The sequence below is a fragment of the Paenarthrobacter sp. NPDC091711 genome (genome assembly GCF_044756605.1).
Taxonomy (GTDB): domain Bacteria; phylum Actinomycetota; class Actinomycetes; order Actinomycetales; family Micrococcaceae; genus Arthrobacter.
This window is the reverse complement of record NZ_JBIVTF010000004.1, coordinates 264,865-279,851: the sequence shown is the minus strand read 5'-3', so window position 1 is coordinate 279,851 and position 14,987 is coordinate 264,865. Positions and strand designations below refer to the sequence as shown.

Annotated in this window: 13 protein-coding genes; 4 read left to right on the top strand and 9 right to left on the bottom strand. The window is 63.1% G+C overall.

The features are described 5' to 3' along the window. Positions 1-4: 4 nt before the first annotated feature. Positions 5-1,339 carry an MFS transporter gene (locus ACIQH5_RS09175; RefSeq protein ID WP_400402282.1) on the bottom strand — a complete coding sequence of 445 codons (1,335 nt, stop codon included), beginning with the start codon at positions 1,337-1,339 and terminating at the stop codon, positions 5-7. A 130-nt stretch (positions 1,340-1,469) separates the two neighbouring features. Here ACIQH5_RS09175 and ACIQH5_RS09170 point away from each other — a divergent pair, with 130 nt between their 5' ends. After that, entirely contained in the window at positions 1,470-2,216 is a 747-nt protein-coding gene (locus tag ACIQH5_RS09170) for an IclR family transcriptional regulator (protein ID WP_062066503.1), read from the top strand. Between the two features lie 123 nt (positions 2,217-2,339). Next, positions 2,340-3,140 carry a MoaF C-terminal domain-containing protein gene (locus ACIQH5_RS09165; RefSeq protein ID WP_400402279.1) on the top strand — a complete coding sequence of 267 codons (801 nt, stop codon included), beginning with the start codon at positions 2,340-2,342 and terminating at the stop codon, positions 3,138-3,140. A gap of 101 nt (positions 3,141-3,241) precedes the next feature. On the opposite strand, the gene ACIQH5_RS09160 is transcribed toward ACIQH5_RS09165, so the two are convergent. Next, on the bottom strand, positions 3,242-4,717 hold the full coding sequence (locus ACIQH5_RS09160) for an APC family permease (protein ID WP_400402276.1): 1,476 nt from the start codon (positions 4,715-4,717) through the stop codon (positions 3,242-3,244). 234 nt (positions 4,718-4,951) lie between these two features. Here ACIQH5_RS09160 and ACIQH5_RS09155 point away from each other — a divergent pair, with 234 nt between their 5' ends. Continuing rightward, the gene (locus ACIQH5_RS09155; RefSeq protein WP_400402273.1) at positions 4,952-5,926 is read left to right on the top strand and encodes a helix-turn-helix domain-containing protein; all 975 of its coding nucleotides are present in this window, start codon (positions 4,952-4,954) and stop codon (positions 5,924-5,926) included. A 63-nt stretch (positions 5,927-5,989) separates the two neighbouring features. On the opposite strand, the gene ACIQH5_RS09150 is transcribed toward ACIQH5_RS09155, so the two are convergent. The 6 genes from ACIQH5_RS09150 to ACIQH5_RS09125 all read right to left on the bottom strand — a co-directional run bounded on the left by ACIQH5_RS09150 (position 5,990) and on the right by ACIQH5_RS09125 (position 12,790). Beyond that, positions 5,990-7,600, bottom strand: coding sequence for a sulfatase (locus ACIQH5_RS09150; protein WP_400402270.1), 1,611 nt, complete (start codon positions 7,598-7,600; stop codon positions 5,990-5,992). Beyond that, positions 7,597-8,451, bottom strand: coding sequence for an ABC transporter ATP-binding protein (locus ACIQH5_RS09145; RefSeq protein ID WP_400402268.1), 855 nt, complete (start codon positions 8,449-8,451; stop codon positions 7,597-7,599). Before ACIQH5_RS09145 ends, ACIQH5_RS09150 begins: the two co-directional genes overlap by 4 nt. Then, positions 8,448-9,227: an ABC transporter permease gene (locus tag ACIQH5_RS09140; RefSeq protein ID WP_400402266.1), complete on the bottom strand. Its 780-nt coding sequence runs from the start codon at positions 9,225-9,227 to the stop codon at positions 8,448-8,450. Before ACIQH5_RS09140 ends, ACIQH5_RS09145 begins: the two co-directional genes overlap by 4 nt. Beyond that, entirely contained in the window at positions 9,224-10,000 is a 777-nt protein-coding gene (locus ACIQH5_RS09135; protein WP_400402264.1) for an ABC transporter permease, read from the bottom strand. Before ACIQH5_RS09135 ends, ACIQH5_RS09140 begins: the two co-directional genes overlap by 4 nt. Before the next feature lie 26 nt (positions 10,001-10,026). Next, a complete protein-coding gene (locus ACIQH5_RS09130; protein ID WP_400402261.1) occupies positions 10,027-11,019 on the bottom strand; it encodes an ABC transporter substrate-binding protein in 993 nt (330 codons plus the stop codon). 73 nt (positions 11,020-11,092) lie between these two features. Continuing rightward, positions 11,093-12,790 carry an amidohydrolase gene (locus ACIQH5_RS09125; protein WP_400402258.1) on the bottom strand — a complete coding sequence of 566 codons (1,698 nt, stop codon included), beginning with the start codon at positions 12,788-12,790 and terminating at the stop codon, positions 11,093-11,095. A gap of 205 nt (positions 12,791-12,995) precedes the next feature. Here ACIQH5_RS09125 and ACIQH5_RS09120 point away from each other — a divergent pair, with 205 nt between their 5' ends. Then, positions 12,996-13,601: a TetR/AcrR family transcriptional regulator gene (locus tag ACIQH5_RS09120; protein ID WP_400402255.1), complete on the top strand. Its 606-nt coding sequence runs from the start codon at positions 12,996-12,998 to the stop codon at positions 13,599-13,601. Here the strand turns inward: ACIQH5_RS09120 and ACIQH5_RS09115 are convergent. After that, complete coding sequence (locus ACIQH5_RS09115; RefSeq protein ID WP_400402252.1) at positions 13,598-14,977, bottom strand: MFS transporter; 1,380 nt, start codon at positions 14,975-14,977, stop codon at positions 13,598-13,600. The genes ACIQH5_RS09120 and ACIQH5_RS09115 overlap by 4 nt on opposite strands. Positions 14,978-14,987 lie beyond the last annotated feature (10 nt).

Genomic DNA, 14,987 nt, shown 5'->3' with positions numbered 1-14,987 from the left:
AGGACTAGTGGTGGGCGCTGAAACCCAGCGGACGGCCGCGGGTTTCCTTGGCGAGGATCACGCCTACCGCTGAGATAATGCAGAGGCCCATGATGTAAAGCCCCACCGACCCCGACCACTTGGTGGTGTCCAGGAGTGCTTGGGCGATCAGCGGAGCGAAGGCGCCACCCAGGATGGCACCCAGGGCGTACCCAATGGAGATTCCCGAGTAGCGAACCTGTGCCGGGAACATCTCGGCGTACATGGCGGACATGGGACCGTAGGACAGGCCCAAGCCGATGGTCAGGACGAACAGGGCGGTTCCGTAGAGCAGGATGTCCTTGGAGTCGATCAGGATGAACATGGGAATCATCCAGGCAAAGACCAGACCGTAGCCGATCAGGAATGTCTTTACTCTGCCGATCTTGTCAGACAGCCAGCCGCCCACCATGGTGAAGATCAGCCAGCCGAAGGACGCAACGGTGGTGGCCAGCAGAACCTGGGGCGTGGGCATCTTCAACGTCTTCGTGGCGTAGGAGATGAAGAACGCGATCAGCAGGTACCCGGCAGCATTGTTGGCGATGAAGATCATGGCCGCAAGGATGACTTCCTTCTTGTTCTTACGGAAGAGCTCGCCCAAAGGCGCCTTGCTTGCTGCCTTGCGCTGCGCGATTTCCTTGAAGACGGGGCTTTCCCCCACAGCACGCCGGATCAGGTAGCCCACCACAATGAGTACCACGGAAAGAAGGAACGGAACACGCCAACCCCAGGCCGCAAAGTCTTCCTTGGACATGCCGGACTGGAGGAAGAACAGGAGGCCGGTGGCCAGGATCATGCCGATCGGAACACCGATCTGCGGGTACGCGCCAAAGAGCCCGCGCTTCTTGAGCGGAGCATGCTCCACAGCCATGAGCGCAGCGCCGCCCCACTCGCCGCCGGCGGAGAAGCCTTGGACAACCCGGAGGGTGATCAACAGCACCGGAGCCCAGATACCGATGGTGTCGTACGTCGGAAGTATGCCGATCAGGGCCGTGGCAGCACCCATCATCACGAGCGTCATCACCAACACAGCCTTGCGGCCCAAACGGTCACCGAGGTGTCCGGCGATGGTTGCGCCGAGGGGCCTGAACAGGAAGCTGATGCCTATCGTGGCGAAGGACAGAAGCTGGGCTACTCCCGGGTTGGACTTCTCCAACGGCGACAGGAACAACGGCGCCAACAGGGTTGCCGTCAGCTGGGCGAAGATGAAGAAGTCGTACCACTCAATGGTGGTGCCCACCAACGTCCCGGCCAGTACCCTGCGCTCCTCGCGCTTGCTGCTGGGTCCTGACGGAGAGTCGACAGTGGAAGTTGCGGTCATTGGAACTCCATGTGGGTGAGAGTGACTGGTCGGCACGTAATTTGCATTAACCGACAGAACGGTCAGTTAGGAAAGAATACTACAACCTGTGAGCCAAAGCACAGACCCCTGAGGTGTGGGCCACCATAGAATGGTTCGCATGAATCCCCGCAGCGACGTCAAGGGCCCACCTGAAGCGCCAACCCAGGTTCCGCCGTCGCAAACCCTTTCCCGCGGGATCCGCGCGCTGGAGATCCTCGCGGCCGCCGAAAGGCCCCTCAGCATCGCCGAACTCACCGAAGCCCTGGGCGTTCACCGCTCCGTGGCGTATCGAATCCTGCGGACACTCGAAGACCATTCGCTGCTGGTGCGTGATGACTCCGGACGCGTTCAACCGGGCCCGGGACTCGCGGTCCTGGCCAGTGGCGTCTCACGGAACCTCCAGACCGCGGCACTTCCCGAACTCACCCAACTTGCCAACACCCTGCACATGACCGCTTTCGTCGCCGTATGGGACCACCAGGAATGCGTCACCTTGGTGACCGTGGAGCCACGACACTCCGGCGCCGCGCTCGCCCAACACCCAGGCAGCCGCCACCCGGTCAGCACCGGCGCTCCCGGGATCGCCATCCAATCAACCATGACCGAAGAACGCTGGCAGCAGCTGGGAGCCCCCAACCCCTACCGCGCCGAAGCCCACGAGGCGCGCCGCCTCGGCTACGCCACCAGCCACGACGAAGTCATCGCCGGGCTATCCTCCATAGCAGCCCCCATCAAGGTTCCAGGCGGACGGCCGGCCGCCATCGCCGTCGTGTACATCCGCTCGGACCAAGACCCCGATGCCGTCGGCAAAGCGCTCGCTGCCAGTGCTGCCCGCATTGAAAGCCAACTGGCCTGAACCCTTCCTTCCAGGTCAAGTGGCGTGCCCCACAGCACAAGACGATGGCTGCGGCGAAGCGAATACTCGAATGAAGGACCGGACGCCCCGTCCGGTCCTTCATTCGAGCCCGAGAAGGAACCCATGAGCCTGAATCTCCTCGACACCTCCAACTGGCTGCCACTGGACGGCCTGGCCCCCGGCTTCGACGCCAACAAAGCCGCCACCGTGCAAGACCTGGCCGGACAACAGTTCTCCCTCCGCAATGACGGCGGCCCCATGACGTTCAGCTTCGACGACGAAGAAGTCCAATGGGCTGCGGCCGGTCATTCAGGAACCGCCCCCTATGAGGCCTTCCTTGTAGCCGAGGACCTGTACTACGCCCAATGGCAAAGTCAGCAGGATCCCCAGCTGGCCGTTTCCCTGGTCCTGGACCTGCTGCACGGCAGGGCGCTCTACATTGGCGCCGCACTCGGCAGGGCAACAGCCTCCAGCGTCGCCGTCCAGCACGATTTCCGCCCGGGGACGCTCGATGGTCACCACGCCACGGGGCCGGCAATTTCAGAAAGCCACGCACTCATTGGGCGCCGCGTTGAATGGATCTACAGCGAATCCCACGCCTACGAACACATCTACCTCAGCCCCACCTGGTACACCTGGCAATGCCTCGCCGGCCCCGAGCGCGGATTGGCGGACACGGACTCCAACACCGTTTTTCAGGTCCGCCCGGGAATATTCGTGTTCACCTGGCGCGAGAAAGTCATACCGTGCGGTTCAGTCACCATCGCCGACCACCGCGATCCCCTCGCCATCAGGTCCCACGGCAGCCTCTTCGGATGGGACGAGGCAGGCACGGAACCCGTGCACTTCACGTTCGGTGCACACGGCCGCCTGATCAGCATCAGCCGGCACAGCCCGGAACTCGACCCCGCTACAGGGATGTAGCCCACCGGGGCAGAACATGAACTGAAGAAAACAAGGAAGCCCCGGCGACACTCGCCGGGGCTTCCTTCAGGTTGGGACGGTTATCCAGGTTGGGACGGTTATCAGTCGTCCGCCCCATGGCCGATCCGGGCGTACAGTGCCGGCTGCGAGCGCCGCAGCCGCAAACCCCAAATGACACCAACAACTCCGGGCAACAAGACCAGCATCGGCAGGACAAACGTGACAGCCGTCGACTCAGTCTGTCCCAGCAGGACATTGAAGTTGGCCATGATGAGCACGAAGACCACCGCCAGGAGTGCGAATCCAAGGCCTGGGGCAATCACCCTGACCCACAGGCTCGCGCCGTGCTTTTCCCGGCGGAAGAAGCCGATCACTGCCACAGAGACCACTGTCATCAGCAGCACGAGGCCGATTGCACCACTGTTGGTAAGCCAGGTGAACATGGTCAGGACCGGGTAGAGTTCGCCGAGTTCGGAACCCGAGCCGGCGATGGCGAAAGCGATGGTCACGACGACGGCAATCACCGTCTGCGCCAGCGAACCGGCGAACGGCGCCCCGCTTTCGGTCCGCACCTTGGCCAGTGCTGACGGAAGGACGCGCTCGCGGCCAAGGGAGAAGAAATAGCGGGCTACTGCGTTGTGGAAGCTGACGAGCGCGGCGAAGAGGCTGGTGACGAAGAGGATCTGGGCGATGTCACTGAGCAGCACGCCGCCGTGAGTGCCCAGGAACGCGAAGATCATGTCCGGGCCGCTGGTGGTGGCCGCCTCGATCACGGCGGACGGCCCCGCTCCTACGGTCATGGCCCAGGCAGAGACTGCGTAGAAGACAGCGATGATGGCGACGGCAGCGAAGGTGGCCCGGGCTACGGTGCGCTTGGGGTCCTTGGACTCTTCACCGTAAATAGCGGCGGATTCGAAGCCCATGAAGGCGGCAATACCGAAGGAAAGAACTGCTCCAATGCCGGGAACGAACAGGCTTTCGGGACTGAACGTTGCTGCGGTAACGCCTTCAGGGGCCACAGTAAGGCTGATGACGTCGTACACAATGACCACCAGGAACTCGAGGGCAACCAGCACGCCCAGCACCTTGGCGGACAGGTCCACCCTGTTCACTCCCAGCCAGCCAACAATTGCGATGCACACCAGCACGGGAATCCACCAGGGAACGCTCACGCCAAGCCGGGCGGACAGCAGTGAGGAGACGGTGAAACCGAACAACCCGTAAATTCCCACCTGCATCAGGTTGTAGGCCATGAGGGCAATCAGTGATGCCCCTACGCCTGCCGGCCGTGAGATGCCCTGTGCGATGTATGCGTAGAACGCCCCTGCGTTGGTGACGTACCGGCTCATTGCGGCGTAACCGACGGCGAAGAGCGCCAGGATTGCGCCCAGGATCAGGAAGGACAGCGGCACGCCGGTGACGCCGGTGACCGCGAAGGTGGTGGTTACGCCGCCCGCGAGCACGGTCAGCGGCGCCGAGGCCGCGATAATCATGAAGGTTACTGCCGGTACGCCGAGCCGCCTCTTGGTGCCTGCGGCTCCGGCGGTCCTGCCCTTGACGGGGTTGTCCACGCTCATAGTGTGCTCCTGCCTCGGTGCCGCGGGAGATTGCGCGGCACGGTGTCTGTCATCCCGCAATCTTCCACCGCAGGGCCCTTGCGTGACTTGTCTCACACGGCAGGGTGTTTGTCGCTGCACGCAAGCACGGACGCACGCGGGCCCCGGTGTAGAATCGTGGGCAAGCTCACGTCCGCACAACCGGCATTCCCGGCCCAGTGGCAGCGGCGCCGCGGGCCATTGAAAGGGAGTTTGATGACCGTCGCGGCTGATACGGGCCCCGCAACCGTGGAAACCATCGTGGCGGAGTCGTTCCAGGAGTGGAGCAAAGCAATCTCCAGCTCATTCGTGCCCCTTGTGGCAACGGGTCCCAAGAGTTCATCTTTCCAAGGCTCCACCTTCCACGGCGTCATGCGTGCACGCGTCCTGGGGCAGATCTCCGTGGTGGAAATTGCCGCCGGACCGCACACTGTCCTGCGCACACCGGAGTTGATTGCCAAGTCCACAGGGCGCTTCTTCAAGCTCAGCATCCAGCTCGCAGGATCAGGCCGCCTGGTTCAGGACGAACGCGAGGCCGTGCTGCGCCCCGGTGATCTCTCCATCTACGACACCTCCCGCCCTTATCAACTAACGTTCGACGACGACTTCCGCACTTTGGTGCTCATGTTCCCGCACGTCCTGCTGGACCTGCCCGCCGAAGCCATGGGACATGTGACGGCCTTAAGGATTCCGGGCGATGAGGGCCTGGGCGAACTCATCAGCCCCTTCCTGGTCAAGCTGGCCGACAACCTCGAGGCCCTTTCCGGCACCAATGGGCTCCGCTTGGTCCACAACGCGTTGGACCTGGTCACCACACTTTTCAACGGTGAACTCGATCAGCTGATCGAGACGGGCCGCGATCCGCATCTGCTGCTGCTGGGGCGGATCCACGACTACATCGAGGCCAACCTCGGTGATCCCGAACTCTCGCCCGGAACCATTGCTGCTGCCCACTACATCTCGACCCGGCATCTGCACGACCTCTTCCAGGAAATCGGGACGACGGTGGCTTCCTCCATCCGGCAACGCCGACTCGAACGGTGCCGGCGGGACCTCAGGGATCCGGTGCTGAGTGATCGACCCGTGACAGCCATCGCAGCGCGGTGGGGGTTCACCGATGCCGCACATTTCAGCCGCATCTTCCGCGCGGCGTTCGGGAACTCCCCCACCGGCTACCGCAACAGCCACTGACGGCTCGCTGGACCACCAAACCCAGCGGCCGTCGTCGAGCGTTAAGCCGTCGTCGAGCGTTGGCTAAGCCGCCGCCGTCGGGGCCGTGCCCTGGTCCGTGAGGGCTGCCATCTCTTCGAGCATGGTTCGCAACAGCCGGTCTTCCAAGTCGGCGTAGGCAGGATCGCCCGCGCGGTTGACCAGCTCCCCGGGGTCTTCGCCGTGATGGTAGAGCTCGGCAATCCCGGTGCCGAAATAGCGGGTCAGCCTGCCCTCAGCGGTGATGACCGTTCGCATCCGGACAGGTCCCGGCAGTCCGTCCAACCCAAAGGGTTGCTCTTCCTCCACCAGGAGCGAGTCCCGATGATGCTCGGTTTCCCCCGTCAGGAGGGGCACGAGCGAGCGTCCTTGAATGCCCCTGAACCCCTGGGAGCCAGCCAGTTCGAGGAGTGTCGGGGCCACATCCGCGCTGGAAACCAGGGCGCCCGTTCGCCGCGGCTGCGCCCCGGGAAGATGCACCACCAAGGGAACATTGGTCACGGCACGGTAGTGGACAAAATGCTTGAGCATGAGGCCGTGATCCCCAAAAAGATCGCCGTGATCGCTGGTGAACACCACAATGGTGTCCTCGGCCAGTCCCTGGCGGTCCAGCTCATCCAGAATCCGTCCAATGTGCTCGTCCATCATGGTGATCAGGCCATATTGGGCGGCAGCCGCGAACCTGTACTGGTCCTCCGTAGCAGCCCACGTCATGGTGGGGTCCATGTTCGGCTCACCGCGGTGTTCCATCATGTTCCGGACATGCTGCGGCGAGGCAGAGTGGTCCTGCTCGAAGCCCAGCGGCAGCGGCAAGTTCTCTGGGTTGTAAAGATCTGAATAGCCTGCCGGAGGCGAGAACGGATGATGGGGATCCGGGAAGGAGACAAACATGAAGAAGGGCTGATCCTGCCCGGCGGCATCCTTCAGGTGTTCAATTGCTTTCTCGCTCACGTAGCTGGTGGGATGCGCATCCGCCGGGATAGCCGTCTGATACACCTGATCCCAGCCGGCGTACGTACTGGACGAATTTCCCGGACCTCCCAGCGTTTCGGGGTCGACGCCGCGTTCCCGGGCCCAGTGCACATAGTGACCGCCGGGCCGGTCCCCATGGCCGATCACGAGGTCCACATGTTGGTAGCCGTAGTAGTCGGCGGGGAGCGCAATGAAACGGGCATCGTGAGCGTCGCGGTTCTCCCACTGATCCCACCCGGGGGAAAATCCGTGACGGCGGGCGTCGCTGACCACGGCGTCCAACAGCATGGGGTCGGTGGCCCGGATCTCCTCGGCCTGGTGCGGTTCAAACTCCCAGCCCATGTTCTGGTGGTGCAGCTTCCCTACACCCACCGTCCGATATCCACCCGCCGCCAGGGATCCGGGAACAGTCCGGGTCAGCGGATCAAGGGTGATGCCGTTGCAGCGGGTCCCGTGCGCAGAAGGCCATCTGCCGGTCATCAGGCTGGCACGGTTGGGCATGCACGTGGGGTTGGCCACCGTCGCATTCTCGAAAACAACGCTCTTGGCCGCGAGCGCATCCAGGTTGGGCGTCTTGACAGTGGCATTCCCTGCAAAACCCAGGTGGTCGGCCCGGAGTTGATCCGCGATGATGAACAGGACATTGGGCCGGCGGTTGGCGGCTGACCGTCGCTGCCCCGTCATGCGGGCCTCTTGATGAGGGACAACACGTCGGTTCGCTGCCGGGCGAACTCCGGCAAGGAACGGGTGGTGATTTGATCCCGTGGTGCCGGCAGGTCCACGTCCACCACCTTGAGGACGCGGGCAGGCCGGGAACCAAGGACCACTATGCGGTCCGCAAGGTAGACGGCCTCGTCGATGTCATGGGTGACCACCAGAATAGTCATGGTGAAGTCCTTCCGGATCTTCAAGCACAGGTCCTCCAGGTCAAACCGGGTCTGGGCGTCCACTGAAGCGAACGGCTCGTCCATGATGAGGATCTCGGGCCGATACGCCAGCGCCCGGGCGATCGCCACGCGTTGCTGCATGCCACCGGACAACTGCCAGGGGTACTGGTTGTGGGCATGGGAAAGTCCGACGGCGGCCAGCGCGCTATCGCAGCGTTCCTTCAGTTCCGCCGCGGGCAACTTGAGGTGCCGCAGGGGAAGGACCAGGTTCTTCCGGACGGTAAGCCAGGGCATGAGCGAGCGGTTGTAGTCCTGGAAGACAAGAGCCATCTCCGGAGGCGGGCCGCTGATGGTCCGCCCGTCAATGGCTGCCCGTCCACTGCTTGCCGGATGAAGCCCGGCCAGGCATTTCAGGAGTGTGGTCTTTCCTACCCCGGATGGACCGACGATGCACACAACCTCGCCGGCATCCACGGTGAACGTGAGGTCTTCGATGACGGTGTGTGATTTCTCGCCGCTGCCATAGGTCTTGGCGAGGTGCGCCACGTCCAGCCGCGGTGTGGTCGCACTGATGCGGGTTTCTGGTTGCTGTGCCATGAGGGACTTTCTGTTTCGGGTGGGGAGGGCGGGGGCCTGCCGGGCGCTCATGCTGCACGCGCCATGCGACGGGACCCGATGTACCAGGACAAAACCTTGCGCCTGAGTTGGCTGAACAGGATGTTGACCAGGAATCCGATAACACCCAGGAGCAGGATGCCGGCCCACATGTCAGCGGTCATGAAGCTCTGTTGTGCCAGCAAGGTCATGGCTCCGATGCCCTTCGAACTGCCCAGCATTTCACTGGCGATCATCACGATGAAAGCCACCTGAAGGCTCACCTGTAGTCCGGAGAAGATCTGGGGCATCGCCGCTGGCAGGAGGACATTGAGCACCCTCTCCTTTCGGCTCAGCCGGTAAACCCGGGCAACGTCCATGAGATCGCTGCTGACACTCCGGATGCCATCCACTGTGGCGATCATGGTGGGGAACAATGCCGCCAGGGCAATGCTGGTTACGCGCATTTGGGTTCCGAAGCCGATGAGGGAGATGAAGATCGGCACCAACGCCACGGGAGGAATACCGCGGAGGAAATGGATCAACGGATCGATCATCCACCGGACTGGAGGGACCAACGCGGTGACGAACCCGAGTACCACCCCGGCCGCAGCTGCGATCGCGTAGCCCAGGAACAGGTTTCCCAAACTCAGAAGGACATCGGATTGGAAGTGGTCAAACAGCCACAGCTCTTGGAAACGGATGAGGATGGTTTCCAGCGGAGGGAAGAAAGGATCGGTGGAATTGGCGGACAGGAACCACCAGGCCGCAAGCAGCAGCGCCGGAGTGCCTGCGCCGATCACCCAGTTTCGTAGTGCGACACTTCTCATCGGGGCCTCACTTCCCGGTAGGACTCATGCCAATGCAGGACACGGCGCTCGGCCAGCCGCGTAGCACCTTGGAACAACAGACCCAGGACGCCGAGGACAATAACCAACCCGTAAAGACTGGCGTAGTCACCTGCCGCTTGTGCCTGGTAAATGCTTTGGCCCAAGCCCGGGCCACCGCCCAGGAGGCCTGCCACCACCGTGACCACCAACGCGGCGGGAGCTGCCACCCGCATGGCCGTACCGATGTAGGGCATGGCACTGGGCAAAACCACCCGTGCCAGAATTTCCCCCTCACCCATGCCATAGGAGCGGGCAGTATCGCGTGCTACCGGATCGGTCCCCTGAACCCCGTCTACGGTCTGCATGACGATGGGGAGCAAGCATCCGAAGACCACCAGGAAGAGCGCCATCTCCGCTGTCGGACCCAGCACAAGTACCGCGAGGGGAAGGATGACGATGGGCGGCACCGGTTTCAGGAATTCCAGCACGGCCAAGGTGGCGTACCGGACCGATTCGAAGCTGCCTATCAGCAACCCAAGAACCACTCCCCCCACAGCCGCTACGGCCAACGCGAGCACTGCGATGCCAAGCGTGGCGCCGAGGGCCGACCAGAATGTGCCCGTACCCAGAATGGTCGCGAGCGTAGCGAACACGGTGGTGGCCGATGGCAGGGCGTTGCCTGCGACGTTGGCCGCCGCGAGGACCTGCCAGATGACCAGGGCCCCGGCGATGCCCAAGGCGCTGAAGGCGTATGGGCGAATGGATGCTTTCATGATGAATCTCCCATGTCGCTTCCTGCCTACTTTCCGAAAATTACGTCGGCCGGCAGCTTCACAGGTGCACTCAGGAAGCCGAGTTCCGCAAGGTTCTTGTTGGCGCGCTCAATGTCTTCTACGCGGACATCTTCCGGCCAGTAATTCACAGCACCGGACTTGACGACGTCCAGCGGAGTCTTGGTGATCTCGGCACTGAGCTGCTGCGCTTCATCGATGTTGCCGTTGGCGTAGGCGTTGGCCTTGTAGATGGCGGCCTTGAACCCTTCCAGCGCCTTTTCCTTTGACTTCACCGTGTTAGACCCCGCTACCCAGAGGCCAATTGCGCCCTGTTCAAAGAACTCGACACCGGGCGAGGCCAGGAGCCTGTTGCCTTCCGAGGCGGCCTTGGACGTGAACGGGGCCACGAGCGATGCGGCGTCCACTCGTCCCGAATTGAGTGATTGGAGTGCCGAGGACGGGTCGAGGACCATCCAGTTCACTTTGGCGGGGTCGCCGCCGTCGTCCTTGACGAGTTTGCTGACCGTGACCTCCAACTGTGCTTTACGTGCGGGGACGCTGACGCTTTTTCCTTCCAGGTCCTTGGGCCTGGTGATGGCCGAAGCCTGCTGCACCAGCAGTCCGGTGTCATCCACGCGGTTGAGGTCAGCGTCTTCGCTGGCACCGTCCTTGTAGCCGTCGGCCGCGGCTACGATCTTCAGCGGCACGTTCTGGCTCAGCGCATTCAACAGCGGGATGGAGGGAGTGTAGCTGAGATCAATCTGACCGCTTTGGGCAGCTGCAATGCCGGCGGGCGGGTTTGCAATGACAGAAATCTCGACGTTGAGACCCTGCTCCTTGAAGTACCCTTTGTCAGCTGCAAGGCGGATAGCTGCGTCCGAGCCGATGCCGATGGTGCCCACCTTCAGGGTGGTGGTCCCGTCTGCGGCGGGGGCGGCGGCCGGGCCGGAACCGCCACCGCAGGCGGCCAACGTCATGGACAAAACTGCGGCCAGGGCCAAGGGAATAGTGCGTCGCATGGTGCTCCTTGAATCACGAATGGTTGGAAGGGAAAAGTTGTAGGTGATGGGGTGGACTATGTTGATGGGTGAATTACCCGGATTGGTGAACTACCCGGCCACCGCTGAGGGTGAGCCTGACCTCGGTGTCGAGGAGCTTTTCGATGTCCTCGTCCACCGGCCAGGGGTTCGACAACAAGCACAAATCTGCGGTCATCCCAGGCGTCAAAGCACCCTTGAAGTGCTCCGCATGGTCCTGCCAGGCAGCGTTGGTGGTCATGGCGGCCAACGCCTGCAGGCCCGTCATCCGTTCGGGATCCCGAGGACTGCCCGGCTGGGAACGAGTGGCTCGGCGGACGGCTGCCACCACGGTGCGCCGCCAATCGGTACTGGTGACGGGAGCATCCGAGGCAAGGTTGGTATGAACTCCGGCTCCCACTGCTGACTTCAGGGGCTGGTGCCGGGAGAAACGATCCTCACCGAGGACCTGGCGCATGATGTCGCCGGCCTCTTGGCGGATGAGGGGGTTGGTGCTGTAACCAATGCCGTGGGAGGCCATGGTGTGCAGCGTCCCATGATCACCGAAGGCCCCGTGGATGATGTAATGGCGGTTCCCGGATGACGTCGCACGGCCCCCGGCACTGTCATCCGCAGCGATGATCGCCTCAACGGCTGCGGCGGTGGCCGCATCCCCCGTGGCATGGACCCCTGCCTGCAACCCGGCGTCGTTGATCAGCCCCAGGATTTTGTGCAGCTCCGCAACCCGCTGGGCGTCGGTGGCCCCTTGGATCACCAGGCTCCCGTGCGTACAGGCCTTGCCATACGGTTCACTCATCCACGCGGTGCCGCTGCGCGGAATGCCATCGGCGAAGATCTTGACGCCCGCGATCCGCAACTGCTCCGGATTGATGCCGCGCCTCAGGTAGGTGGCGGGCAGTCCACTGCGCAGACCTGCTGTGACCGCTTCTGCGTTGGCTCCCCCGGTTCCCGCGAAGAGCATCAGGACGTTGACCCTGAGCGTCAGTTCGTTCGCCTCGGCGAGGTCGCCCAGCAACTCCAGTGCCGCCGTCGAACCTGCACCATCCATGAGTCCCGCACTTGCCGGACCGAGGCCAGGATCGGTGAGTGAAGTGATACCCAGTGCATGCAGGTGCTCCTGCAAGGCAAGCAGAGCCGGTCGCAGGGTGGATGCAGGTACCGGCGGCATTGCCCGCGAGAGAAGTTCCATGGCCCCGTCCTGGAGCAGGCCTGTGGGGCTGCCGTCGGAAGTCCTCGCCACAACGCCTCCGTGAACGTCAGGTGTTGCGGCGTTAACACCGGCCCTTCTCAGCGCTTCCCTGTTGGCCAACAACTGGTGCCCTGTGCTGTCGAACGCCACCACGGGCGTGTGGGGCCTGGCTTCGAGCAGGAATCCCTGCGCCGGGCCCAGCAGGGCTTCGTCCCAGCCATGGGCACGCACCCAGCCGTCCTCACCCACCGGGGCTGCCTCCAAGACATCGACGACGGCCGCCCAGTCAGGCGCCACGGCCGGCTCCAGGCGCACATAGCCATAGGCGGCCATGGCGGCTGAAACAAAGTGCAGGTGGGCGTCGTTGATGCCTGGAATGACGGCACCACCGGCGGCATCGATGACGTGTGTTGCGGCGCCGATCCACTGGCTCACATCCTCGTGGCCCAGCGCAGTCACACGGCCGCCTTTGACGGCCAGGGCATCGCTCACATGATGCGGTGCTGCCGGGTCCATGGTGTGGACCGAGGCATTCATGATCACCAGATCAGCGAAATCTTCCATCGGTTCTCCTCAGTTCACCGCATCAGAATGTGATGCAGACAACGTTCCTGAAAGAAGTATGTCGCTTGACTGGGTCACTTGACTAGGTTTTGGCGTAAAATTTCTTACAGAGGACTTTTCCGCCTCCCCGGCACGGCCAAAACGACGTCACGGCAGATAACGCCTACGATCGATGAGACCGCCTGAAAGAGAAGAAGGTGCATGGATGGCCAGGGTTCCCGCTGAGGAAAGACGGCTGCAATTCGTTGAAGCCGCAGCAAGGGTGATCGCCCAAGACGGCCTCGCCTCTGCAACCACGCGACGAATCGCCAGTGAAGCCGAGGCCCCGCTTGCGGCGCTCCACTACTGTTTCCGGAGTAAGGACGAGCTCCTCGAAGAGGTCTACAACTTCCTCAGCAGGGACTACGCGAAGGCACTGGAGCCGGTGGCTGATCCCGGAATGGGATTGCGTCACATGGTGGGGGCTCATGCCAGACGGATCTGGAGCCGCATGCTGGAAAACCCCCACGAGCAGGTCACTACCTTCGAACTACTGCTGCGGCGCTTCCGAGTAGAGGCCGAAGACCAACCACAGGCCCTGCTCATGAACCGTTCAATGTACGACGGCTGGGTTAACTCAACACTGGAGCTTTTCCGCACGGCCGCGGAAGCCGCCGGCGAACCTGTCCCCGACAACCTGGAGGACATCACGCGCTTGTTCATTTCCGGGATCGACGGCATCAGCATGCAGCATTTGGCCGACCCCGACGACGAACGATCCCTCCGGTTGGTGGAGCTCATGGCCTCGTCCCTCGCCGGAGCGCTCCGTTAGGCCTGAGGTTGGCGCTTCATCACCAAGGACGTGAGAACACCCAGCAGCAACAGGCCGGCCGCAGCGGCCATCGAAACGACGAACGCCGCACCCGGTCCCTGCGTTTCAGCCAACTGCCCGGCCAGGTAGGAGCCCAAGGCTGTTCCAGCCACGATTCCACTTGCGAGCGCCGTCATCACGGTGGCCATGCGACCGGTTGGAGCCACCACGCCGCCGATGCTGAAGACAGTGACCATCACCGGCCCCACGGGGATGCCCAATATCAGCAGGACAAAAATCATGGGCCAAATGCCCGCAGGGAGAAGCAGCAGAAGCGACAAAACGGACATCGCCAGCGCCGCGACAACCCAACGGGACGCCAGGCTGAACCGTTGCGGCCAAAACGCTACCGACAACGCCGCTACAGCTGAACTGAGGCCCATCACCGCATACAGGAGTCCAGCGATTTCTGCCGTGGCGTACTGCGCCGAGAAAGCACTGAGCGCGTTCTGCGTGGCCCCGAAAAAGGTACCCATGCACACCATGGCAACCACCGGAACGGCCACCACGGCTCCGGCCCAACGGTTACGCCGCTGCGGAGCCACCTGGGTGGATTGCGCACCTGAAGACTCCTGTCCGATGGACGGCACGACGCCGGTACGCGGCTTCCGGGGTGCCGGTTCCACCGCCTGCTGGCTTGGATGGACCGCAAAGGCAGGAACAAGGGTGATGGTCATGACCGCGGCCAAAGCGAGCGGCAACCATGGCGCCACCATGCTGGCCAAGACACCCACCAAGGCAGGACCCAGCACGAAGGTGACCTCGTCCGCGGTACCTTCATAGGACAATGCGGTGTCCAGGTCAGCCCGATTGGCTGCGACGCTTCTTCCGCCGCTGGCTGCGGAAGGGGACAAGTTCCGGGTGGTCAGCGCCATCCACCGCACACGGGCCATGGGACCTACCTGCGGACAGCTGGCGCCAGCGAGAAAAGCTGCAATGAGCACACCCACCGCGTCACCCACGGAACCGTAGCCGGGGGTGAGGTAGGCCGCAGCGAGGAGCCCCACTACGGCAAGTGTGTTGATGACCGCTGCCACAAGGAGCACGATCCGCTGCCCGGCCCGGTCGGCCAAAGAGCCCAGGACCGGAGCACCCAACGCCGAGCCGATGCCCACCGCTCCGGCCGCCATGCCGCCGATTGCGTAGGAGTGACTGACGGCCGTGATGAGGGTCAGGGTCCCCACGGTCAGCATGGCCAAGGGAAGTCTGGCGAACAGCCCCAAGGGCAGGAAACCAGGCCCCGCCAATTCAGGAAGCCGCGCGAATCGACCCGGCAAGCGAGAGGGGCGTGCGGGGGCCGACGACAAAGTGTTTGAAGCTACAGAAGTTTTTTCCATTAATCCGGGT

Coding starts and splice junctions, on each gene's coding strand:
- ACIQH5_RS09130 (WP_400402261.1), bottom strand. CDS start 11,019: ATGCGACGCACTATTCCCTTGGCCCTGGCCGCAGTTTTGTCCATGACG.
- ACIQH5_RS09125 (WP_400402258.1), bottom strand. CDS start 12,790: ATGGAAGATTTCGCTGATCTGGTGATCATGAATGCCTCGGTCCACACC.
- ACIQH5_RS09175 (WP_400402282.1), bottom strand. CDS start 1,339: ATGACCGCAACTTCCACTGTCGACTCTCCGTCAGGACCCAGCAGCAAG.
- ACIQH5_RS09150 (WP_400402270.1), bottom strand. CDS start 7,600: ATGACGGGGCAGCGACGGTCAGCCGCCAACCGCCGGCCCAATGTCCTG.
- ACIQH5_RS09155 (WP_400402273.1), top strand. CDS start 4,952: ATGACCGTCGCGGCTGATACGGGCCCCGCAACCGTGGAAACCATCGTG.
- ACIQH5_RS09115 (WP_400402252.1), bottom strand. CDS start 14,977: ATGGAAAAAACTTCTGTAGCTTCAAACACTTTGTCGTCGGCCCCCGCA.
- ACIQH5_RS09160 (WP_400402276.1), bottom strand. CDS start 4,717: ATGAGCGTGGACAACCCCGTCAAGGGCAGGACCGCCGGAGCCGCAGGC.
- ACIQH5_RS09165 (WP_400402279.1), top strand. CDS start 2,340: ATGAGCCTGAATCTCCTCGACACCTCCAACTGGCTGCCACTGGACGGC.
- ACIQH5_RS09140 (WP_400402266.1), bottom strand. CDS start 9,227: ATGAGAAGTGTCGCACTACGAAACTGGGTGATCGGCGCAGGCACTCCG.
- ACIQH5_RS09120 (WP_400402255.1), top strand. CDS start 12,996: ATGGCCAGGGTTCCCGCTGAGGAAAGACGGCTGCAATTCGTTGAAGCC.
- ACIQH5_RS09170 (WP_062066503.1), top strand. CDS start 1,470: ATGGTTCGCATGAATCCCCGCAGCGACGTCAAGGGCCCACCTGAAGCG.
- ACIQH5_RS09135 (WP_400402264.1), bottom strand. CDS start 10,000: ATGAAAGCATCCATTCGCCCATACGCCTTCAGCGCCTTGGGCATCGCC.
- ACIQH5_RS09145 (WP_400402268.1), bottom strand. CDS start 8,451: ATGAGCGCCCGGCAGGCCCCCGCCCTCCCCACCCGAAACAGAAAGTCC.